This window comes from Kitasatospora setae KM-6054, from assembly GCF_000269985.1.
GTDB lineage: Bacteria > Actinomycetota > Actinomycetes > Streptomycetales > Streptomycetaceae > Kitasatospora > Kitasatospora setae.
On the sequence record NC_016109.1, the window covers coordinates 627,045 to 647,730 of the forward strand.

21 protein-coding genes, 1 tRNA gene and 3 pseudogenes are annotated in these 20,686 nt (G+C 72.2%); 7 read left to right on the forward strand and 18 right to left on the reverse strand.

Annotated elements, in window-relative coordinates; genetic code table 11:
* Positions 1 to 4: 4 nt before the first annotated feature.
* Positions 5 to 834: pseudogene (locus KSE_RS39620) on the forward strand (IS5 family transposase).
* On the opposite strand, the gene KSE_RS02645 reads toward KSE_RS39620, so the two are convergent.
* Positions 831 to 1,229, reverse strand: a complete 399-nt coding sequence (locus KSE_RS02645; RefSeq protein ID WP_193365912.1) for a hypothetical protein — start codon at positions 1,227 to 1,229, stop codon at positions 831 to 833. The pseudogene KSE_RS39620 and the gene KSE_RS02645 overlap by 4 nt on opposite strands.
* Positions 1,226 to 2,080 (reverse strand): annotated as a pseudogene (locus KSE_RS39625) (IS5 family transposase). The gene KSE_RS02645 and the pseudogene KSE_RS39625 overlap by 4 nt, the downstream one beginning before the upstream one ends.
* Positions 2,081 to 2,315: 235 nt before the next feature.
* Between KSE_RS39625 and KSE_RS02660 the strand changes: the two are divergent.
* Entirely contained in the window at positions 2,316 to 2,684 is a 369-nt protein-coding gene (locus KSE_RS02660; RefSeq protein ID WP_014133720.1) for an HIT domain-containing protein, read from the forward strand.
* A gap of 12 nt (positions 2,685 to 2,696) precedes the next feature.
* On the opposite strand, the gene KSE_RS02665 is transcribed toward KSE_RS02660, so the two are convergent.
* The 11 genes from KSE_RS02665 to KSE_RS42655 form a co-directional block, all read right to left on the reverse strand.
* A complete protein-coding gene (locus KSE_RS02665) occupies positions 2,697 to 3,791 on the reverse strand; it encodes a UDP-N-acetylglucosamine--N-acetylmuramyl-(pentapeptide) pyrophosphoryl-undecaprenol N-acetylglucosamine transferase (protein WP_014133721.1) in 1,095 nt (364 codons plus the stop codon).
* Positions 3,792 to 3,979: 188 nt separating this feature from the next.
* A tRNA-Thr gene (locus KSE_RS02670) sits at positions 3,980 to 4,054 on the reverse strand.
* A gap of 140 nt (positions 4,055 to 4,194) precedes the next feature.
* Positions 4,195 to 5,865, reverse strand: coding sequence for a proline--tRNA ligase (locus tag KSE_RS02675; protein ID WP_014133722.1), 1,671 nt, complete (start codon positions 5,863 to 5,865; stop codon positions 4,195 to 4,197).
* A complete protein-coding gene (locus KSE_RS02680) occupies positions 5,862 to 6,989 on the reverse strand; it encodes a glycosyltransferase family 4 protein (protein WP_014133723.1) in 1,128 nt (375 codons plus the stop codon). The genes KSE_RS02675 and KSE_RS02680 overlap by 4 nt, the downstream gene beginning before the upstream one ends.
* Positions 6,986 to 7,732 carry a WbqC family protein gene (locus KSE_RS02685; RefSeq protein WP_014133724.1) on the reverse strand — a complete coding sequence of 249 codons (747 nt, stop codon included), beginning with the start codon at positions 7,730 to 7,732 and terminating at the stop codon, positions 6,986 to 6,988. Before KSE_RS02685 ends, KSE_RS02680 begins: the two co-directional genes overlap by 4 nt.
* Complete coding sequence (locus KSE_RS02690; protein WP_014133725.1) at positions 7,729 to 8,427, reverse strand: PIG-L deacetylase family protein; 699 nt, start codon at positions 8,425 to 8,427, stop codon at positions 7,729 to 7,731. The genes KSE_RS02685 and KSE_RS02690 overlap by 4 nt, the downstream gene beginning before the upstream one ends.
* Positions 8,411 to 8,971 (reverse strand): dCTP deaminase, encoded by a 561-nt coding sequence (locus KSE_RS02695; RefSeq protein ID WP_014133726.1) that lies wholly within the window; start codon positions 8,969 to 8,971, stop codon positions 8,411 to 8,413. The genes KSE_RS02690 and KSE_RS02695 overlap by 17 nt, the downstream gene beginning before the upstream one ends.
* Positions 8,968 to 9,522, reverse strand: a complete 555-nt coding sequence (locus KSE_RS02700) for a dCTP deaminase (RefSeq protein ID WP_014133727.1) — start codon at positions 9,520 to 9,522, stop codon at positions 8,968 to 8,970. The genes KSE_RS02695 and KSE_RS02700 overlap by 4 nt, the downstream gene beginning before the upstream one ends.
* Positions 9,519 to 10,325, reverse strand: a complete 807-nt coding sequence (locus KSE_RS02705; RefSeq protein ID WP_014133728.1) for a TauD/TfdA family dioxygenase — start codon at positions 10,323 to 10,325, stop codon at positions 9,519 to 9,521. The genes KSE_RS02700 and KSE_RS02705 overlap by 4 nt, the downstream gene beginning before the upstream one ends.
* Entirely contained in the window at positions 10,322 to 11,524 is a 1,203-nt protein-coding gene (locus KSE_RS45580) for a metallophosphoesterase (protein WP_269450282.1), read from the reverse strand. The genes KSE_RS02705 and KSE_RS45580 overlap by 4 nt, the downstream gene beginning before the upstream one ends.
* 2 nt (positions 11,525 to 11,526) lie before the next feature.
* Positions 11,527 to 12,135 (reverse strand): rRNA adenine N-6-methyltransferase family protein, encoded by a 609-nt coding sequence (locus KSE_RS42655; protein ID WP_014133730.1) that lies wholly within the window; start codon positions 12,133 to 12,135, stop codon positions 11,527 to 11,529.
* Between the two features lie 369 nt (positions 12,136 to 12,504).
* Between KSE_RS42655 and KSE_RS02720 the strand changes: the two genes are divergently transcribed.
* Positions 12,505 to 13,938 (forward strand): hypothetical protein, encoded by a 1,434-nt coding sequence (locus KSE_RS02720; protein WP_014133731.1) that lies wholly within the window; start codon positions 12,505 to 12,507, stop codon positions 13,936 to 13,938.
* Positions 13,935 to 14,438 (forward strand): GNAT family N-acetyltransferase, encoded by a 504-nt coding sequence (locus KSE_RS02725; RefSeq protein ID WP_014133732.1) that lies wholly within the window; start codon positions 13,935 to 13,937, stop codon positions 14,436 to 14,438. The genes KSE_RS02720 and KSE_RS02725 overlap by 4 nt, the downstream gene beginning before the upstream one ends.
* Positions 14,439 to 14,454: 16 nt before the next feature.
* Here the strand turns inward: KSE_RS02725 and KSE_RS02730 are convergent, their stop codons facing one another.
* The 3 genes from KSE_RS02730 to KSE_RS46190 all read right to left on the reverse strand — a co-directional run bounded on the left by KSE_RS02730 (position 14,455) and on the right by KSE_RS46190 (position 16,690).
* A complete protein-coding gene (locus tag KSE_RS02730; RefSeq protein WP_014133733.1) occupies positions 14,455 to 15,042 on the reverse strand; it encodes an HD domain-containing protein in 588 nt (195 codons plus the stop codon).
* A gap of 20 nt (positions 15,043 to 15,062) precedes the next feature.
* Complete coding sequence (locus KSE_RS02735; RefSeq protein WP_231873113.1) at positions 15,063 to 16,145, reverse strand: helix-turn-helix domain-containing protein; 1,083 nt, start codon at positions 16,143 to 16,145, stop codon at positions 15,063 to 15,065.
* Between the two features lie 416 nt (positions 16,146 to 16,561).
* Positions 16,562 to 16,690 (reverse strand): hypothetical protein, encoded by a 129-nt coding sequence (locus tag KSE_RS46190; RefSeq protein WP_331457809.1) that lies wholly within the window; start codon positions 16,688 to 16,690, stop codon positions 16,562 to 16,564.
* Positions 16,691 to 17,014: 324 nt separating this feature from the next.
* Between KSE_RS46190 and KSE_RS40815 the strand changes: the two are divergent.
* Together KSE_RS40815 and KSE_RS02750 are read left to right on the forward strand one after the other, a co-directional pair.
* Positions 17,015 to 17,869: pseudogene (locus KSE_RS40815) on the forward strand (IS5 family transposase).
* The gene (locus KSE_RS02750; RefSeq protein WP_193365913.1) at positions 17,866 to 18,264 is read left to right on the forward strand and encodes a hypothetical protein; all 399 of its coding nucleotides are present in this window, start codon (positions 17,866 to 17,868) and stop codon (positions 18,262 to 18,264) included. The pseudogene KSE_RS40815 and the gene KSE_RS02750 overlap by 4 nt, the downstream one beginning before the upstream one ends.
* Here the strand turns inward: KSE_RS02750 and KSE_RS02755 are convergent.
* Complete coding sequence (locus KSE_RS02755) at positions 18,182 to 19,216, reverse strand: tyrosine-type recombinase/integrase (protein ID WP_014133739.1); 1,035 nt, start codon at positions 19,214 to 19,216, stop codon at positions 18,182 to 18,184. The two genes, KSE_RS02750 and KSE_RS02755, sit on opposite strands and share 83 nt — an antisense overlap.
* A 121-nt stretch (positions 19,217 to 19,337) precedes the next feature.
* Between KSE_RS02755 and KSE_RS02760 the strand changes: the two genes are divergently transcribed.
* Entirely contained in the window at positions 19,338 to 20,393 is a 1,056-nt protein-coding gene (locus tag KSE_RS02760; protein WP_014133740.1) for a PP2C family protein-serine/threonine phosphatase, read from the forward strand.
* A 122-nt stretch (positions 20,394 to 20,515) separates the two neighbouring features.
* On the opposite strand, the gene KSE_RS02765 is transcribed toward KSE_RS02760, so the two are convergent.
* Positions 20,516 to 20,686, reverse strand: a complete 171-nt coding sequence (locus tag KSE_RS02765) for a hypothetical protein (protein ID WP_014133741.1) — start codon at positions 20,684 to 20,686, stop codon at positions 20,516 to 20,518.

A 20,686-nucleotide genomic window follows, 5' to 3' on the forward strand; every position in this document is an offset into this window, starting at 1 on the left:
GGTGATACGTCGCCATGAACTTTCCGATGCCGAGTGGGGTCTGGTGGAGCCGCTGCTTCCCAGGCCCGGCACAGGTCGCCCACGCCTGGACGACCGAACGGTACTGAACGGGATCGTGTGGAAGTTCCGGACCGGGGTGGCCTGGCGGGATGTGCCACCGCGATACGGGTCTTGGGCCACCCTGCACACCCGCTTTCGGCGCTGGGCCGAGGACGGAACCTTCGACCGGATGCTGCGGGCCGCGCGGGCGAAGGCGGACGCGGCCGGCGACATCGACTGGCTCGTGTCGGTCGACTCCACCGTCGTGCGGGCCCACCAGAGCGCCGCCGGCGCGCGAAAAGGGGGACCCGAAACCAGGCGCTCGGCCGCTCCCGGGGCGGACTGACCAGCAAACTCCACCTGGCCGTCGACGCCCTCGGCCGACCACTGGCCATGGTCCTGACCGGCGGGAACACCAACGACTGCACCCAGTTCACCGCCGTCATGAACGCGATACGAGTGCCCCGGATCGGACCAGGACGGCCCCGAACCCGTCCCGACCACGTCCTGGGCGACAAGGGCTACAGCTCCAAGGCGATCCGAACCTGGCTGCGACAGCACGGCATCGGCCACACCATCCCCGAGCGAGCCGACCAGATCGCCAACCGCCTGCGGCGCGGCAGCCGTGGCGGTCGCCCAACCGCGTTCAACCGCCGGCTTTACAAGCACCGCAACGTCGTCGAACGCTGCTTCAACCACCTGAAGCAGTGGCGAGGCCTCGCCACCAGGTACGACAAGACCGCCGTGTCCTACCAAGCCGCAGCCACCCTCGCCTCACTCCTCAGAGGGCGTTAAGTCCGTTTCTGGTAGCGGCCGCGTCCGGGTTGGTCGAGGATTCCCTGGCGGACGAGTCGTCCCAGGCGGGAGCGGGTGACGTTGATCGAGGGCTCGTCGGTGGGCAGGCCGAGGAGTTCGTGTGGTTCGCGGACCCGGAAGACCTGCCGGGGATGCTCGTTGGAGGCGGTCACGATGCGCTGGTAGACGGTGGCGGTCTCCGCGGGGGCCGGTTCGTGGCCGGGCAGGGCGAGGTCGTCGATGACCTTGCCGGTGGTGACGATCTCGGCGAGGCGGGCCTCTGTCTCGGCCAGGGCTGTGGTGAGTTGGTCGATCTGTTCGCGCGGGCAGTCGGCGCGTGCGGCGGTCTCGTCGTGTTCGGCTTGCGGCGGCCGCAGGAGTTCGGTGACGTTCACGCGGCCGGCTCGACGTCGTCGCGCCAGGCGGGGCTGGGGGTGGTGAGGCGGCGGAGCATGCCGGCGGTGGAGGCCCAGTAGACGCGGGAGGCGGCGTTGTCCAGCCGGTGGTCGTAGTCGCGGGCCAGGCGCCGGTGGAGCATGAGGGTGCCGTTCGTCCGCTCGACCACCCACCGCTTCGGCTGGGGAACGAAGCCTTTGCCCGCGTCGTCGGGGTTGCGCCGGACCACCTCGACGATGATGTCCTTCACCGCCCCGTGGATGATCACCGCGTCCTTGAAGCCCTGGTCGACCAGGGCCTTCTCCAGACGCATCCCGCACCGCACCGCCGCCTGGTCCAGCAGGGCGATGCCGGCCTCGTTGTCGTGCGCGCTGGCGGCCAGGACCACCACGCCGATGACCAGGCCCAGCACGTCGACGGCCAGTCCCCGCTTCCTGCCGGGCGTCTTCTTGTTCGCGTCCAGCCCCGTGGTCGCCTTCGGCACCCCGGCCGCCACGCGGACGGACCGGGTGTCGATGATCACCGGGGACGGGTCCTCTCATCGCCGGGCCCGCTCCCGCACCTGGCAGCGCAGGATCTCCTGGATCCGCTGGTCAAGGCCGTCCTGGCGCCACAGTGTGAAGTAGTAGAACACCGCTGACCAGGCCGGTAGGTCGTGCGGCAGGAGACGCCACTGACAGCCCGTCCGGTTCTGGTACAGCAGCGCGTTCACGACCTCGCGCAGGTCGCAGGAGCCCGGGTCCCCGGTCGCCGACCGCGAAACCCGCTCCTGCTTCCAGGCGGTGACCAGCGGCTCGATCAGGGCCCACTGCCCGTCGGACAAGTCCGTTGAGTACGGCATCCGTTCCATGCCCCGGACCCCATCATGCACACGACACGCCAGTCAGCCCAAGCAACTCCGTACCCACGAACGGGCGACACCAGAACATCCAGAAACGGACTTAACGCCCTCTTAAGAGTCAAGGAAATTGATGATGAGTCAGCAGTCGCAGCTACGCTGGTTCGCTAATTGGTTAACTTCTACGTCTGCGGCATCTCCAGCACCCCCTGCTTGGGCCGGCCGCAGCGCCAAGGACAGGTGCATCGTGACGACTTCAGCACCCCAGGCCCCCAAGGTCTCGGACTTCTACTGCGACGAGGCCCTGAACGGCCGTACGCCGGTGAAGGTGGTGGAGGAGACCGACTCGGTGCTGGCGTTCGAGCACACCCGGCCGTCCTACCCGGTGCACATCGTGGTCGTCCCGAAGAAGCACATCCCGTCGCTGGTGAACCTGGGCGACGGCACGGAGGAGGACCTGGTCGACGTCTTCCGGGTGGTGCGGGCGGTGGCGGCGCGGGTGCGCGAGGAGTACGGGGCGGCGTGCGTGGTGACGAACGAGGGCGTGTACCAGGAGTCGAAGCACCTGCACGTGCACGTGCTGTTCCGGGGGGACCTTCCGGAGGGCCTGGCCTGAGCCCGGGGTGGTTCAGCGGGCGTGCCGCCCGCGCGGGCGGGCGAGGGCGATCGTCCGGGCGGCGATGTCCCGGGCGGTGCGGCGGACAGCTTCGGGGGCGGGGCGGCGGCGGTTGCCGCCGAGCGCGGGCAGCAGCTGCTCGCAGGCGCGCAGCAGAGGGGTCCCGTCGGCCATCTCCTCGTCGGCGACGACGAGGCAGGTGGCGTGCCGGGCGTACGCCTTCGCGTTGTCGAGCTGGTCGCCGCGGCTGACGGAGGCCGGCAGCGGGACGAGGACGGCGGGCTTGGCCAGCGCGTGCAGCTCGGCCAGCGTGGTCGCTCCGGCCCGGCCGATGACGAGGTCGGCGAGCGTGAGGGCGTCGACCATGTCGCCGTGCAGGTACTCCTGCTGCCAGTAGCCGGGCGCGGAGGCCAGGGCCGGGTCGAGGTTGCCGCGCCCGCAGATGTGGACGACGGAGAAGTGCCTGGTCAAGCCGCCGAGTTGGCGGCGCACGGCCGCGTTGACGCGCTGGGAGCCGCTGCTGCCGCAGAAGACGAGCAGCACCGGCGGCCCGGCCGGGATGCCGAGGCGGGCGCGGAAGTCCTCGGGCCGGCCGTCGGCGAGGTCGTCGCGCAGGGGCAGGCCGGTGACCACCGTCTTGCGGCTGAGCCACCGGGGCAGGCCGGGGGTGTCCTCGGCGAGGAAGACGGAGGTGGCGAAGCGGGCGAGGATGCGGTTGGCCAGGCCGAGGGTGTGGTCGGACTCGTGGATGGCCAGGGGGATACGGGTGAGCCAGGCGGCGATCCCGACCGGCACCGACACGTAGCTGCCCTTGGAGAAGACGACGTCGGGCCTCTCGCGCCGCAGCGCCCGCCAGGCGGCGAAGACCCCGCGGGCGACGGTGAGCGGCATGGCGAGGTTGCTCCAGGAGCGGAAGCGCTGCAGGCCCGCCGAGGGGACGGCCGCGAGCCGGATGCCGGCTTTCGCCGCGAGGTCCGCTTCGATGCTTCCGGCTCGGCCGAAATAGACGAGTTCGCATTCCGCGCGCCGCAGTTCGGCGGCCACGGCCAGGGCGGGGACGACATGACCGGCGCTCGCACCGCCGGTGATTCCAATTTTCCGATTCACGCGGTAGAGCGTAGCAGGTTTCCGGAAAGTCAGGCCCGCTTCGAGAAATCCGTCCGCCGCCTTTCCGGGAGTAAGTTGGCACCCCCGGAGCGGGGGGCGGCGGCGGGCCGGGAAACCCTGCCGCCCCGGGCCAGCAGGCAGGTCCGGGGCGGCGCATCTTCGGCCGCCGGACGGCGGCGGCGGGGCAGTGGTCGGGCTGGCCGGGTTCGAACCAGCTCCTTGGCAACACTTATGCCATGCTCTTTCCGTTGAGCTCCAGCCCGCAATGAAAGTAACGCTAGCGCATTCCCGAAAGGGCCGTCAATGCCCAATCGCCAAGCCATTTCAACCGAATTTTGGCGTGGCAATTCCGGCACCGGGCCTTTCTTTTCCGGTGCCGGAATTGCCGTGGTCGGCGGTCAGGTCAGGCGGCGCTCCTCAGCAGGGTGTGGAGCTGGTCGGAGGTGATGGTGCTGCGGCGGCCGGTCCAGCGGTCGATGGCCTCCAGCTCCCCGTCGGCGCGCTGGGGGGAGAGCACGAGGGCGGTGGGCACGCCGAGTGCCTGGGCGTAGTGGAACTTCTCCCCGGCGGGCAGGGGCCGGTCGTCGATGAGCAGGCGCAGTCCGAGCTGCTGGAGCCGGCGAGCGGTGCGGTCGGTGCGTTCCTGCTGCTCGGCCTGGTCGGAGCGCAGGACGACGAGGTGGACGTCGGCGGGGCCGGTACCGGGCTTCCAGCGCAGGCCGTTTGCGTCCCGGTGGATGCCGGCCAGGGTCTGGATGCAGCGGGTGAGGCCGATGCCGGAGCAGCCCATGTAGGGGGTGCGCTGGATGCCGTTGTCGTCGGTGAAGGTGAGGTGCATCTTGCCGGAGTACTGGGTGCCGAGTTCGAAGACGTGCGCGACCTCGACGGCTTCGGTGGCCCGGTAGCGTCCGGCTGAGCAGCGCCCGCAGTCCAGGCCGTCGGCGGCAGTGTGGACGTCGGCGGGGTAGAGGGCGAGCGGCGCAAGGCCGGTGGCGCCGGTCCACGACGCTCCGGTGCGCAGGCCGTCGGGCCCGTCGGCGATGGTGAAGCGCTCCAGGTGGGTGACGGAGTGGTCGTGGAGGACGTCGATTCCGGTGCAGTCCCAGGGGGTGAGGGTGCCGGCGGCTTTCCCGAGCAGGGCGGGCAGTTCGTCGGGGTCGAGGAGTTCGACGTGGTGGCCGGAGCCGAGGGCGGCGGTGAGCTTGCGGACGCTGATGGTCAGGTCGGAGCGGATGCAGACCGCGGTGGGCCGGGTGGCGTCGTCCGGGCCGGTGACGGCGAAGACGATGACGTTGACGACGGGTTCGCCGCGGGGGGCGGTGCGGGGGAAGGCGGCGGTCAGGACGGTGCCGTCGCCGCGGTGGCCGCAGTGGTCGCAGGCGAGGATGCTGCTCTGGCCGAAGTCGGCGAGGACGAGGTGTTCGGTGGTCGGGCCGGCGGAGATGGCTCCGCCGTCGGCTGGGGCCTGGAAGACACCGTGCAGGCCGATGCCGGTGAGGGCGTCGGTGCAGGCCCTGTTAAGCAGGCGGACCGACTCCAGCATGCCCGCGCGGTCCGGGTCGAAGGTGTAGGCGTCGGCCATGGTGAACTCCCTGCCGCGCATCAGGCCGCCGCGCGGCGAGAGTTCGTCGCGGAACTTCGTGGTGTTCAGGGTCAGGCGCACCGGCAGGTCGCGGTGGGAGCGCAGGTGGGAGCGGACGGTGGCGGTGGCCATCTCCTCGGAGGTCGGCGCGAGGCACATGTCGGCGCCGCCGACGCGGGTGGTGACCAGCGCGCCCTCGGCGGTGTAGACCTTCCACCGGCCGGACTCCTCCCACAGAGTCCGGCTCTGCAGGGTGGGCAGGGCGAGGCTGTTGAAACCGTTGCGTTCGAAGGCGTCCCGGGTGATGCGGTCGAGCTGGTCGCGCACGCGCAGGCCGAGCGGGAGCAGGGTGTGCACGCCGGTGGTGTCGGTGCGGCCGACGAGGCCGAGGTGTTCGAGCAGGTCCTTGGTCGGGGCGGTGGGGTCAGTGGCGCGGGGGCGGGGCGTGGGGAACAGCCGGGATGCGAACAGCGGGGCTGGTGCGGTGGTCACGCGGCGGCTCCGATCGCGTCGCGGGTGACCTGGTCGAGGCGGTGGGCGCTGTGGACGATGCCGTAGCAGGAGCCGTTGGCCAGGCCCGCGGTGCTCAGCTCGGCGCGCAGCGTGCGGTCGGCGGCGAGCTTGTCGATCACCTGGGCGAGGTCGGCGGCGTCGCCGGGGGTATAGGGCAGGCCGGCGGCACCGAGGGTCCGGGTCATCCCGGCGACGTCGGAGTAGATGACGGGCAGGGCGTGGGCCTGGGCCTCGATGGCGACCAGGCCGAACGCCTCCAGGCCGGAGGTGGTGAACACGAAGGCGTCGAAGTCGGCGAAGCGCTGCCACAGGGCATCGCGGGGCGCGAACGGCTCGAAGCGGACGCGGCCGGTGAGGCCGAGGTCCCGGGCCTGCTGCTGGAGGGCGTCCTGCTCGGGGCCACTGCCGATGACGGTCAGCTCGTGCCGGTGGTCGGTGAGCGCCATCGCCTCGACGGCGGTGCGGGTGGACTTGTTGGCGTCCAGGCGGCCGGCGTGCAGCAGCCGCAGCGGGCGGGTGTCGGTGTGGGTGGCCGGGACGGTACGGGCAGCGCGGGCCAGGGGGATGCCCCAGGGGACGAGGGCCATCTTGTCGCGGTAGCGGTGGCCGGTCAGGTCGCCGATCCGCTCGGCGAGGGCGTGGTTGGGGGCGACGACGGTGGTCGCGCCCGCGACGATCTCGGTGAGGACGTCGCGGGCGAGCGGGTCGGCGTCGGCCGCGATGACGTCGGTGCCGTGGGCGATGGCGACGACCGGGGTGCCCTGGGCGGCGCGCACGAAGGCCAGGGAGAGTCCGAAGCCTAGGTGCTGGGCGTGGATGACGTCCGGGCGGGCCCGGTCGAGGTGTCGGCGGACCTCGCCGGTCAGGGCGTCGACGTAGGCCGCGAAGCCGGGACCGTAGGGGGCCTTGGCGGCGGTGGCGAACACGGTCTCCTCGAAGCCGTGCTGCCAGGCGGGATCGGCGGGCGGGAGCGCGAGGAACGTGGTGCGGGCGCGGTCGGCCATCTCCCGGTACAGGTCGGAGCAGAAGATCATTGAGCCGCAGGAGGGTGCCAGCGGCAGGTCGATGCCGGTGGTGATCCGCAGCCGGGCGGTGGCGCTCATGCGGGTTGTCCTTCCTGCTGGAGGGAGTCGAGGTAGGCAGCGAGGCCGTTGCGCAGCAGGGCGGAGGTGCCGGCCCAGCCGATCGCGCTGGCGGTGTCGAGGACGGACAGGTTCGGCGTGAAGCCCTGCTGGGGCCACGCCTGCTCGTAGACCGGGTGCCGGGGCAGGTACTCGTTCCAGGTGACGGCGATGCCGTCGGCGGCGAGGTCGGCGGGGTCGAGGTAGCCGCGGGTGCCGGAGCCGGCCCACAGCTCGTCGGCCCCGGCGGCCTGGCAGATCCGCGCGATCCGGCTGGCGCGGTCGGCCGTCGGCTCGATCGGGAGCCGGGAGGTGAGGGTGAGTCGGGCGGGCGCGCCGAGGGCGGCGACCAGGCCCGTGCTCAGGTCGAGGTTGAGGTCGAGCAGCCACCGGTGCCCGGCGCCGAGCACCGGGGCGAGGACCTGCAGTACTTCGTCCAGGTGGCGGCTGCGGCCGTAGGCGAGCCGCACCTGCCGGAGGATCTTGTTCGGGTCGAAGGCGTCGGCGATCCGCACGTCCTTGATCAGCTGGCCGTGGTTCTTGACCACCGGGACGGTCAGCCACTTCACGCCGTCCGGGGTCTTGATCCGGTTGCGGTTCTGGAAGCCGCCGTCCTCGTACTGGACGTTGTCGTACAGGGCGACGGTGGAGCACGCGAACAGGGCCTCGCAGAAGCCCAACCACGGGGCGAACGGCGGCTGTTCGATGTAGAGCCGGTTGTTCATCGGTCCCCCTCGGGGGCGAGCAGGCTGATCAGGGAGGTCTCGAACGCCTCGAAGCGGCGTCCGGCGGCGGCACGGACCGGGGCGAGGCTCCAGCCAGCCTCGGCGGCGCGGTGGCGGGTGAACTCGGCGCCGAGGTACCAGCGGCCGGCCTGGCTGCGGTGGGCGGCGAGGGCCTTGACCTTGTCGGGGAGCAGGTCAGTGATGTCCACCAGGACGGTGGGGTGGAAGTCGCCCCTGGGGGCGTGGGGTTGGCCGTGCAGGATCGTTGCGCAGGTGCCGATCCGGGTCGCGGCGTTGACGGCGGCCTGGGCGGCGGCGAGGTGGTCCTGGTGGTCGGGCCCGGCGTGCAGGCTGTGGGTGATCAGGACGGTGCAGCCCAGCCGGGCGAGTTCCGCCTCGATGTGGGAGACGAGTTCGCGGTCGGGCACCAGGGCGCCGTCGGTGAAGCCGAGGGTGACGAGGTCGATTCCGCTGCCGGCGTAGGAGGCTGCGGATTCGTCCGTCCGCTCCCGGCCGGTGAGGCTGACGCCCAGGCCGCGATCGGCGAGGGAGACGCCGTTGATTCCGGTGGTGACGACGACGACGGTGACGGCCGCGCCCTGTTCCCGGTAGCGGAGCAGGGTGCCGTAGCACATCAGCTCGGCGTCATCGGGGTGCGCGACGACCGCGACGACGTGTTCAGGCGGAGCTGCCACGGGGATCCTCCGCTCGGAAGTCGCGCCAGATCTGCGACGGCTCGGGCAGGGTGCTGCCCTGGTACTTGCCGCGGTAGAGCTCCCGGCGGCCGGTGGGCACCCAGAAGGTCACCTGGCCGATCCGCTGGCCCGGGTAGACGCGCACGGGTTGTACGGCGTGGAACTGCAGGGTCAGGCGGCCGAGCGAGCCGAGGTCGATCAGGTCGGCGGTGCAGTGGACGAACAACCCGGTGCGGGCGGTGGAGGAGCGGGCCCGGATGATCGGCACGAAGTGTTCGGAGCCGATCGTCTCGGCGGTGGAGGCGAGGTAGATCCGGCCGGGGCGCAGGACCATGCCCTCCTCGGGGATGGTGGCGCGCACGAACGGGTTGGGTCGGCGGCAGTCGAGAGTGTGCCCGCCCCACCAGTGCCGCGCGTACCAGCCGATGTCCGAACTGAGTTGGAAGTCGTAGGAGTTGGGGCTCAGGAGCGAGGCGTCGAAGGGGCTGATGGCGATCCGCCCCTCCTCGACCTCCGCTCCGATCTGGGGGCCGGTGAGGATCACGCGGCGCTCACCTCCGGGAAGGGCACGGCTGCGCCGCCCGCCAGGGCGTGGGGAGCGAACGGGGACGGGTCGCTGAGGGTGCCGTAGTACCCGCCGTACGGCATGTGGTCGCCGACCGCGTCCCAGAAAGAGACCTGGCCGATGACCATGCCCGCGTACACCCGAAGGGGCTGGGTGACGACGATCTCCAGCGTCCAGCGGTGGACCGCGCCGAGCTGGGCGAGGTCGGCGGAGATCTGGGTGAACAGCCCCAGGCGGCCGACGGAGGAGCGGCCGATCAGGCTGGTGACGTAGCGGTCGGAGCCGATGCGCTCGACGGTCGAGCCGAGGTAGACCCGGCCGGGCCGCAGCCGGTAGCCGCGGGCCGGGATCGTGACGGTCCGGGTCGGCGGGCTGGTGCGCGGGTCGACGGGCGTGCGGGTGAACACCTTGAGCGTGTCGCCGAGCCGGTAGCCGTGGCTGTTCGGGTTCGTGTGCTGCGGCAGGAACGGCTCGATGGTGATGTGGCCGGCCTGTACCGCGTCGGCGATGGCGGAACCGGTGAGGATCACCGCGCACCGCCCTGTACGTAGGCCTGGCGCAGCAGCCGCCGCCGTCCCGGCTCGATCGCCTCCTGGCCCTCGCCGAGCGGCATTCGGCCGTGGGCCCAGCGCAGTTGGTCGAAGACGAGTAGCTGCCCGGGGCGCAGCCGGACCGTGGTGCGGTGGCGCAGCGCGGCGTCGGCGAGGGCGCCGAACGCGGCGGCCGTCTCCTGCCGGGCGGAGCCGGTGCCCTCCAGCAGTTCGCCGCGCAGCAGGTGCGGGCGCATCTTGCTGGTGAACCGGATCGGCAGGCCCGGCTCCAGCCGCTCGGGCAGGACTGCGAAGCGCTCCAGCGGGTCGCCGACGCCGTGCACGCCCTGGTCGGTCCAGTAGGAGAAGACCGGCTGCTGGAGCAGCGCCCTTTCGGTGTCGCCGAGTTCGGTGGCGGCGGCCCGCAGGTCGGCCAGGGCCGAGGCCCCGCCGCCCGCCGGGTCCTCGCGCTCGCAGTACAGCGCGATGTAGCGGGGGATCAGGTCGCGGTCGACCAGGTCGACGTGGAGCTGGTTCTCCCCGGTGCCGTGGGTGCGGCCCGGGTCGGCCTCGGTGCGTACCTGGAGGCTGCTCCAGCAGCCGTCGGCCGGGTAGACGGCCGGCACGGGGCCCAGCGCGGACAGCAGGCCGAGCGCGAGTTCCTGGTTGAGCCGGTGGTCGGCCGGGTCGAAGGCGACCAGCGCGCGCCCGTCGCCGTCGCCGGTGATGTGCTCGGCGAAGGCGCGCGGCGCGGTGGGGCGGTTGAGGAAACCGGCGGCGGGGAGCGGCTGTGGGGCGGTCACGATGCCTCCTTGACGTGGTCGGTGAGCAGGCCGCGCAGGGTGCGCGGCGAATCGAGCGCCCTGGCCGGCAGCCCGAGGCGCTCGGCCAGGTAGGCGGTGGTGGCGACGGTGCCGGGGCGGATGGTCGTCCCGGCGGTGACGGGGCTCTCTCCCCGGGCCTCGGCCAGGGCGGCGACCTGCTCGGCGGTGCGCGGGCCGTCCAGGACGACCAGGGCGGTGTCGAAGGGCGCGGCGGCCACGAGTGCCTGCCGGTCGACGTGCCGGGGCAGTCCGGTGCGCAGGGTGGCGAGGTTGAGGACGAAGGCGTCGGCGCCCGCCGCGCGCCGGCCCCGCTCCGCAACGAGTTCGGCGAGCCGGTGCCGGTCGTGCACCGGCGCGGCCAGGTGGCCGATCGCCGTGCTGCCCCAGGCCCGGAACGCGCCGACGGCCTCCCGTACGTAGGGCGGCACCAGTCCGCGCGGGGCCTCGCGGCCGCCGGTGTACTCGATGCCGAACGAGGGCTCGGCCGGGCCGAGTTCGATCCGCAGCACACCGGTGCCGCACTCGGGCGGCTTGACGACGTACCGCGGAGGGATCGCCCAGTGGCCCGTCGGGCTGTGGCAGTGCCCGGCCACCACGATCTCCAGCGGCCCGCCGGCGAGCTGGAGCGCCACGTCCGCCTCGAAGCCGCTGTGGCTCAGCCCGACCACCACGTCGGCGCCCGCCTCCAGCAGCCGGTCCCGCTCGGCGGTCAGCAGGGCCGGGGTCGGCTCCTCGAACACGAATCCGTCCCGCTCGGCGGCTGGGACCGCCCCGAACGCCTGAACGCCGAGTACACCCACGACCCCGATGCGCCTACCGGCCGCCTCCAGCAGCAGCCCCCGCTCCCACCGCCCGGCGAAGGCCGGCGGCGGGGTCAGGTTCGTGCACACCACCGGCGGGAACCGCTCGGGCTCGTGGAGCCGCATCAGGTCGACCAGGTCGTGGTTGCCGGGCACCACGGCGTCGTACAGGTCGGCGAGCAGCCGCTCCTCCGTACGTCCCCGGGAGTACTCGTGGAAGGCGCTGCCGCCGAAGAAGTCGCCGACATCCACGACCAGCGCGCCCTGCTCGCGCAGCGCCCGGACCTCTGCCAGCATCCCCGTGCTGTCCGGTACGGCGGAGTGGAAGCAGCCCGTCGCCACCACCGTCACGGTGTTGATCCCCAGCGCCTCGTCCACGCTCAGCACCTCGTGATCGACACGACGCGCAGCGGGACGGCCGCCTGGGGCCAGAAGTCATCGCGCGAGATCCCGTCGACCTCCTCCAGCCGCAGGCCGGCACCGAACCAGTCCCCGGCCGCGGTGTGGTCGACCGTTGCCGCGGGCAGCACGGCCAGGCCGCGCGCGACCTTGGCGGTGGAGCCGAACACGTGGGCGGCGATCCCGAAGGCCAGCGGCCAGTCGAACGGGAGGATCGACAAGAACACCGTGCCGACGGGCAGCTCGCGGTCGAGGTCGACCGCCCGGACGTCCGACAGGAGCGGCCGGGCCCGCTCGCCGTAAGGTTCGAGCGCCGCGCACAGCGCCTCGGCCACCCGCGGGTCCTTCTCCACCGCCCAGATCCGGTGCCCGGCCCGCGCGACCGCGGCGGAGAGCGTGCCCAGGCCCGCCCCGACCTCCAGCACCGCGTCCCCGGCGTGCAGGCCAGCCAGCTCCAGCAGCCGCGTCGCGATTCCGGGGGAGCGCAGGAAGTGCTGGCCCAGGTCTCGCCTTGCTCGGAAGTCGCCGCCCCGCAGTTCCGCGACGACCGGATTCTCCCCCGTCGGCGGCGCGGTTGCGCCAGGGGGCACCAATACAGGGATCACCATGGTTCTCCTCCTCAAGATGTGAGCCGGAGCGCCCCGAGAGGGCTGCTCCGCTGCCAGCGCGCCGCATCCGCGATCGCCCGGCGGGCCGACCGGTCGAGTCGCCCCGACGCCGAATCGAGCCCGCGATGCGCCAACTACGCTAGGAAGCGGCGATGTTGGGAAACACTCACCGGCAGTACGGGTTGCCGCTCCCGGCGCCGTCGGCAGCGTCGTGCGGGTACCCCACGACACACCCCCCGGCGGCCGATGGGCAGGGGTGGACGGCGCGAGCGTCGTGAACTCCGCGTGGTCAGCGTGAAAAGCCGCGAATTGGCTCACGCAGCAGGGGATTTGACGTACCGTCGCCGCGTGATGACGCTCGGAGAGTCCCAGTCGGGAGGCGAGGCGACAGCTGCCGGCGAGCGCCCCGGGACGGTTCTCGCGGAGGCCCTCAAGATCGCGGACTGGTCGCCCCGCGACCTGGTCCGCGTGATCAACGGACAGCTCGCGGGCCTCGGCGAGAGGCGGCTCGACCTGACCGCCGCCCATGCCTGGAGCCGCGGTGCGGTTCCCCGCTCGGAGACCGTGCGCCGCCTGGCTGCCACCGTGCTGTCGGACAGGACCGGCCGGAGCTACAGCCAGGCCATGCTCTGGGGCCGGCCCGAACCGGTCGCCCGAAGCGACGAGCGGACCGTCACCGACGGCCTGTTGGGGCGGCACTCGCTGCCCGCGGTGTTGGCGACCGCTACCGCGTGGAACTCGATCGACCCCGCCACCCAGGCGACGCTCCGCTCGGCCGACGACCTGTTCATCGCGGTCTGGGACGCCGACCGGCAGGCGGTCCACAGCACCGGTCGCGAGAGCGGCACCGACCACGTGCTGCCGCCGATGATGGCCGTCCTGGAATCCCACCTCGCTGACCTGCGCCGCCTCGACGACGCCACCGGCGGCGGCGCCATCTCCCAGCGCTACGTCCGCACCGCGTTGGACGGCGTCCTGGCGCTGCTGCGCAACAGCCGCTACACCCCGGACATCGGCACCCGGCTCCTGCGCACCGCCGCCGGACTCGCCCAACTCGCCGGATGGATGGCCTTCGACGCGGACCTCTCACCGTCGGGCCAGCGCTACCAACTGCTCGCCATCCGCCTCGCCCGCGCCAGCGCCGACCACGACACCGTCGCCAACGTGCTCGGCATGCTCGCGTACCAGCACGCGGCCGGCGGGAAGGCCACCGCGGCGATCCGCTTCGCCGAGGCGGCCGTCGAAACGGCGGCCAGGAGCGTGCCCACCGTCCGTGCCCGCGCCCTGGGCCGACTCGCCACCGCCCACGCCGCCGCCGGCGACATCGACGCCTTCCGGACGTCCACCGACCGCTGCCTCGCCTACCTGGAGCACCGCCGCGACGACGACCCACCGTCGCTCTACTACTTCACCGCCGAGCAGGTCGCCGCCGAGAACGGACAGGGCCTCGTGGACCTCGCGGCCGCCAACCCGGGCCGGTGTCGCCGTCTGCTGGCCGAGGCCCACGGCCTCCTGTCGCCTCTCACCGCCCACGGGCCCACCAGCGGCTACACCCGTTCCGCCCTCCTGCACGGCGTCCACCTCGCCCGCGCCCACCTCCTCGCCCACGACACCGAAGCGACCCTCGATACGCTGGGCCGGCTCACCGCCTACGTGCCCGCGGTCCAGTCCGTCCGCTGCCGCAACCTGCTGACGGACCTCCGCCGGCACGCAGGCAGCCGGATCAAATCCCCCACGGGAATTGATGCGTTGGACCGAATCGACAGGGCACTATCGGGCCTATGACGCCGACCGGACTCGCCCGCCCCGCTGTCACCGCTGCTGCTCTCTCCACCGTCCCGTACGACCACCCGGAGGCCCAGCGCCTCACCTCCGCGCTCCACGCGGAGCAACTCGCCCTGTACGGCTTCGCCGACGACCCGCGCGCTGCCGACCCGGCCCACTTCGTGCCGCCGAACGGACTGTTCCTCATCGCCCACGCCGACGGGCACGACGAGGCGCTCGGCTGCGGCGGCTGGCACCTGGTCGCGCCCGGCACCGTGGAGATCAAACGCATGTACGTCTCCCCGGTCGCCCGCGGCCTCGCCATCGGCAGCGCGATCCTCCGGGGGCTGGAGCAGCAGGCGCGCGGCATCGGGGCACGGCGCGCGATCCTGGAGACCGGCAGCCGGAACCTGGCCGCGCTGGCGCTCTACGCACACCTCGGCTACCAGCCGATCCCGTCGTACGCCCCCGGCCGCGACCCGCTGGTGAACCGTGCCTTGGCCAAACAGCTCACGGTGTAGGACCCGCCCCGGCTCGTCAGGCTGGCGCGACCTGCCAGTCGCTGGGGTCGAGCGCGAGCGCGGCGTCGGCGATCCGCCGGGCCGAGGCGGTGGTGAGGGCCGCGCGGCAGCGGTCGATCTTGCCCTGGACCGCCGGGACGCCCGCGGCCCGGTACTCGACGGCGCGCAGCAGGCAGTCGAGCTTGTCGGCGTCCTTGGCGCAGCGTGCCTCGGGGGTCGTCCCCTCCTCGAACTCGGCGATCGCGTCGGCGAAGAGGCCCCGGACGGCGGAGGGGGCCGCCGCGGTCTGATCGGCGACGACCTTGCGGGGGTCGGCGGCAGTGACGTACCGCCGGGTGAGCGGGGTCAGGTCGCCGGTGCGGGCCTCGGGGACGTCGTGAAGCGTGCCCAGCAGGGCGGTGCGGTTCGGATCCGCGCCCTCCAGGGCCGCGAGGGCAGCGGCGATGACGGCCACGCGGTGGCTGTGCTCGGCCACCGTCTCGGTGGCGGCCAGGGGGATGCCGTCCTGCCGCCAGCCGGTGCGCGGCAGGGCGCGCAGGGAGCCGGCCTCGAACAGGAGCCGGGCGACGCCGACTGCTCCTTCACCGTCGAACTCGCGCTCCATGCAGTCCTCCTGGCTGTTCGTCAACCGTCAGCTCGACCGTAGCGCAGGCGGCCCAGGTCGCGGCGGGACGTCGGAGAGATCAGGGCGCCGTCGAGGAGTTGGACCGTGAATGCGCCGAACGCCTGGTCGGCATCCGGTGCTGCGTGCGGCAGCCACGGGTACAGGCGGAGCAGGGTGCTGATCGAGTGGACGTACAGGTCGACGGTGCCGGGGGCGAGGTGGAAGGAGGAGACGAGGGCGCGGAAGAGGCGGATCGGGTCCCAGCTCGCGGGGTCGGGGCGGTGCATGAAGCCGTCGTCGCTCTGGTCGGCGGGCATCGCTCCGAGCCACAGAGCCCAGTAGGCGAGGTTGGCGAGTTCGCCGTGCTCATCGTCCAACAGCGCGGTGGAGATGAAGTGCCGCAACTGGTCGGGGTCGCCCTGGCGGGCGGCGACGGTGGCGACGGTGCGGGCCTCGATGGAGCGGGGACCGTAGCCGCGACGGCCGAGCGCGGGCCGCATGCCGCGCAAGGCTTGCTCCGACCAGGCGGCGGCATCGGGCGCGGTGTCGTACGAGGCCAGATAGAGGGTCTGCCGGTGCAGCAGTCCGCCGTGCCCGCCCGCGGTCGCGCGCTCGGCGGTGGCGCGCAGATTGGTGAAGAACCGGGCGCGATCAGCGGCGGGCAACAGGGGGCCGGGGCGGGCCGGGCCGCGCCGGGGCCGGGATGCACGGGCGGCCAGGGCCGGCGGTGGGGTGCCGCGCAGCGCCCAGGCGATCAGCAGGGCGGTGTCGCGGGGCTGGACCCACCCGGCCAGCGGGTGGCGGCCGGTCTCGGCGGGCGGGTCGAGGACGGCGGCCAGGACGCGGTCGGCGTCCAGCGCCGCACCGCTGTGCGCGAGCAGCAGCGGGTCGGCGCCGAGCAAGGCCAGGCGACGGTGCAGGTCGAGGTAGTCGCCCGTACGCAGGTGGGGCAGCGGGCGGCGGCCGGACTCCCAGCCCTGCACGGTGCCGACGTCCAGGCCCAGGGATTCCGCCAGGCCCTCCTGGGTACGCGGGATGCTCTCGCGGACCAGCCGCAGCAGGTAACCGGAGACCAGGCCGATCGACGGTGCTTTCGCGGACACGGTGTCCCCCTTCACGAGTCGGTGCACGGCTTCTCGCCCCCGCCCGGCGGAGTTCATGAGGCTCGTGGTGTTCACTTCAGCCCGTTGGCCGCCGGAGGATGTGCCGGGGGTTACCCGCGCGGCACCGCCGACAGTGCGGGAAGCGGTGGCCCGTATCGGTGGTGAGTGTTCCGCAGAATCCCTAATTCCTAGCGTAGTTGGCGCATCAGGGGTCCGCCCTGTTTATCGGAGGGGCCCCGACGACGGCTTCGTTCGACTGCTGGCGACTGCGCGGAACAGGACGTCGACCAGGCGCTGGGCGGCGTCCGGTCGGCCGTGTTCCCGGGCGCGGGCGGCGATCGCGGCGCACCGGTCGGGGCCGGCGAGCAGCGGGGTCAGCGCGGTGCGCAGGTGGTCGGGGGTGACGGTGTAGCCGGTCAGTAGGTAGTGCCCGGCAAGGTGCGGGGGCAGGGGCGGGTGTGCTCGCGCAGCGGCGCCTCGTTGGCCGGGCCGCACTGGTGGATCACGTTGGCGCGCTCCAGCAGCCACGGCAGGACAGCCGGCACCAGCACGTTGATCTGCGCCGAGCCCTGCGCCCCGCCCGTGCTGATCGACTGGGTCCGGACGGCAGGTAGAACTCCAGGCCGGCCACCGGGCGCTGCTTACCGCAGCCGAACGGGCCATCGCTCAAGGTGACCTTTGCAACATGCCCAGCCTTCGTGGCTCACCTATTGATCCTTGTACGATCGACTGCTAGGAAGTGTCGTCAAAGGGTCAGGCCCACATGAGAGGGCGTTAAGTCCGTTTCTGGATGTTCTGGTGTCGCCCGTTCGTGGGTACGGAGTTGCTTGGGCTGACTGGCGTGTCGTGTGCATGATGGGGTCCGGGGCATGGAACGGATGCCGTACTCAACGGACTTGTCCGACGGGCAGTGGGCCCTGATCGAGCCGCTGGTCACCGCCTGGAAGCAGGAGCGGGTTTCGCGGTCGGCGACCGGGGACCCGGGCTCCTGCGACCTGCGCGAGGTCGTGAACGCGCTGCTGTACCAGAACCGGACGGGCTGTCAGTGGCGTCTCCTGCCGCACGACCTACCGGCCTGGTCGGCGGTGTTCTACTACTTCACACTGTGGCGCCAGGACGGCCTTGACCAGCGGATCCAGGAGATCCTGCGCTGCCGGGTGCGGGAGCGGGCCCGGCGATGAGAGGACCCGTCCCCGGTGATCATCGACACCCGGTCCGTCCGCGTGGCGGCCGGGGTGCCGAAGGCGACCACGGGGCTGGACGCGAACAAGAAGACGCCCGGCGGGAAGCGGGGACTGGCCGTCGACGTGCTGGGCCTGGTCATCGGCGTGGTGGTCCTGGCCGCGAGCGCGCACGACAACGAGGCCGGCATCGCCCTGCTGGACCAGGCGGCGGTGCGGTGCGGGATGCGTCTGGAGAAGGCCCTGGTCGACCAGGGCTTCAAGGACGCGGTGATCATCCACGGGGCGGTGAAGGACATCATCGTCGAGGTGGTCCGGCGCAACCCCGACGACGCGGGCAAAGGCTTCGTTCCCCAGCCGAAGCGGTGGGTGGTCGAGCGGACGAACGGCACCCTCATGCTCCACCGGCGCCTGGCCCGCGACTACGACCACCGGCTGGACAACGCCGCCTCCCGCGTCTACTGGGCCTCCACCGCCGGCATGCTCCGCCGCCTCACCACCCCCAGCCCCGCCTGGCGCGACGACGTCGAGCCGGCCGCGTGAACGTCACCGAACTCCTGCGGCCGCCGCAGGCCGAACACGACGAGACCGCCGCACGCGCCGACTGCCCGCGCGAACAGATCGACCAACTCACCACAGCCCTGGCCGAGACAGAGGCCCGCCTCGCCGAGATCGTCACCACCGGCAAGGTCATCGACGACCTCGCCCTGCCCGGCCACGAACCGGCCCCCGCGGAGACCGCCACCGTCCACCAGCGCATCGTGACCGCCTTCAACGAGCATCCCCGGCAGGTCTTCCGGGTCCGCGAACCACACGAACTCCTCGGCCTGCCCACCGACGAGCCCTCGATCAACGTCACCCGCTCCCGCCTGGGACGACTCGTCCGCCAGGGAATCCTCGACCAACCCGGACGCGGCCGCTACCAGAAACGGACTTAACGCCCTCTGAAACCCTGATCTTTCGCCACTGGTTGCTGATGATGTAGTGCGGCATGGCCTGATTGATGTCCTTGGGGTTGCGCAGCAGGTAGCCGTCCACCGCCCCGTGCGTGTGCGCGTACTGCTCGATGGCGCGCTTGGTGCGTGCCGGGAGGGGCACGTCGCGGTACTCGTCGACCTTGCGGTGTTTGAGGCGTGCGTAGGTCTTGGTGGCATGGTTGACCTGCTCGGTGACGCGGTAGACGTCGTCGGCGACGATGTTGTCGATGTTGACCGCCAGTGCTTCGCCGTTGCGCAGGCCGCAGCCGCTCATGAGTTCGGCGACCAGGTTGAAGGCGTCGTCGCCAGCGGTCCGGACCACCGCCAGTTGGGCGAGGGAGGGGATCACCGCGCGCTTCGGGTCGTACTGCGGGGGCTGGACGCCGTCCAGCGGGCTGCCCTCGTACAGGCCGAGCCGGTGTGCGTCCAGCAGGATGGTCCTCAGCCGGACGAATGCCTGCTTCTGGGCCGCGAGGCCGACGTTGTTGCGTTCCATGGTCTCGATGAACGCCTCCACCACCTTGTGGTCGAAGGTGCCCATGCGGCGGCTGCCGAACACCGGGAGGAGGTGGTTCCTCAGATTGGACTCGATGGTCCGCAGCGAGGACGGGGCCTGGTGGCGCTGCCCCTTGAGCCACTCGGCGGTGTAGGCCGAGAAGTGCGTCCCGCCGTACTTCTGGACGCGCTCCGCCTTGCGCTGGCTCTGCGGGGAGTTCTTGCGCGCGTGGTAGACCTCGGCGAGCCTGGTCCTGGCCTTCTCCTGGGTGGCGAACCCGGACTCCTCGGTCTGCTGCCCCGCCGCGTTGCGGTACCTGATCTTGTACTCGTGGGGACACCTGGTCCAGCGGGACTCGGGGTGTTCGCACTCCTTGAAGAAGCTGCCCATGCCGCGGGTGAGGCCTGTGGTTGCCATGTCGGCTGTACCTCCGGGAACTTGCTGACCTTTCGCTGACCCCGGATGGTCGTCCACCCCTCTGAGCTGGGAAGAACCGTCAAACCCGTGATAACTGGCGGACATCCAGCAGCACCGGCTGGTGGCCCTGGCCGAGGGCCCGGACCTGCCGATCGACGGGACGCTGGCGGGCTGGGCGTTCCGGACCGGGTCGATGCGGGTCGCGGAGGACGAGGGGACGGGGCTGGCGGCCTGGTTCCCGCTGACCGACGGGGCCGAGCGGCTGGGCGTGCTGGGGCTGCGCACGCCGTCCCTGGACCGGGAGGCGGTCCGCCGCTGCCGGCTGCTGGCGTCGGTGCTCGCGATGGTGATCACCTCCAAGCGGGACACCAGCGACAGCTACGCGCACGGCACCCGCGCGGACACCATGAGCCTGCCGTCCGAGATGCTCCGGGCCTTCCTCCCGCCGCGCACGGTCTGCACCGACCGCGCGGTGTCCACCGCCGTCCTGGAGCCGGCCTACCGGCTGGGCGGTGACGCGTTCGAGCACTCGCTGGCGGACGGGGTGCTGCACGCGGCGGTGCTGGACGCGATGGGGCACGACCTGGCGTCCGGGCTGACGGCGGCGCTGGCGCTGGCGGCCTGCCGCAACGCGCGCCGCAACGGCGCCGACCTGCCGGACCTGGTGGACACCATCGACCGGGCCCTGCACGACTGGTTCCCGGACCGCTTCGCCACCGGCCTGTTCCTGCGCCTGGACATCGCCACCGGCACCCTGCACTGGGCGAACTGCGGACATCCGCACCCGCTGCTGATCCGTTCCGGCCAGGTGGTCGAGGGCGCGCTCGACGGTCCGGGCGAGCTGCCGCTGGGGCTGGGCCACCACACCGGCGCGCCGCGGTCCGTGCGGACCTTCTCGCTCAAGCCGGGTGACCGGCTGCTGCTCTACACCGACGGGGTGGTGGACGCGAAGGGCGCCCATCACGAGTTCTTCGGCCTGGCCCGGTTCACCGACTTCGTGATCCGCGCCGCCGGGGCCGGGGAGACCGCGCCGGAGACCCTGCGGCGGCTGATGCACGCGATCCTGGAGCACCAGGACGAGAACCTGACCGACGACGCCACCATCATGATGATCGAGTGGCAGCCGCTCTCCCCGCCGCTGCTGGACGACACCCGTGCGCGCCCGTCCCCCTGGTGAGCCCGCCCCCCGGGCCGGCTGGGACCTGACGGGGCCGGCGGGCCGGGCCCACAGACGCCGGGGCGGCGGCGGAGGTCTTCGCCTCCGCCGCCGCCCCGGTGGTCGGTGCCGGGTTCCAGGTGCTACCAGCGGTACCAACGGCCGCGGCCACCGGTCGCGTTGGTGCCGCGGGCGACGAAGCCCACCAGCCACACCACGAGCACGATGACGGCGACCCACCAGAGGATCTTCACCGCGAAACCGGCGCCGAACAGGAGCAGGGCGAGCAGCAGGACCAGCAGGAGCGGGACCAC

Excerpts from the sequence above, each read along its gene's own strand:
- KSE_RS02680 (WP_014133723.1), bottom strand. The coding sequence starts at position 6,989 with ATGAGCGCCACCGCCCGGCTGCGGATCACCACCGGCATCGACCTGCCG.
- KSE_RS02685 (WP_014133724.1), bottom strand. The coding sequence starts at position 7,732 with ATGAACAACCGGCTCTACATCGAACAGCCGCCGTTCGCCCCGTGGTTG.
- KSE_RS02720 (WP_014133731.1), top strand. The coding sequence starts at position 12,505 with ATGACGCTCGGAGAGTCCCAGTCGGGAGGCGAGGCGACAGCTGCCGGC.
- KSE_RS02725 (WP_014133732.1), top strand. The coding sequence starts at position 13,935 with ATGACGCCGACCGGACTCGCCCGCCCCGCTGTCACCGCTGCTGCTCTC.
- KSE_RS02730 (WP_014133733.1), bottom strand. The coding sequence starts at position 15,042 with ATGGAGCGCGAGTTCGACGGTGAAGGAGCAGTCGGCGTCGCCCGGCTC.
- KSE_RS02755 (WP_014133739.1), bottom strand. The coding sequence starts at position 19,216 with ATGGCAACCACAGGCCTCACCCGCGGCATGGGCAGCTTCTTCAAGGAG.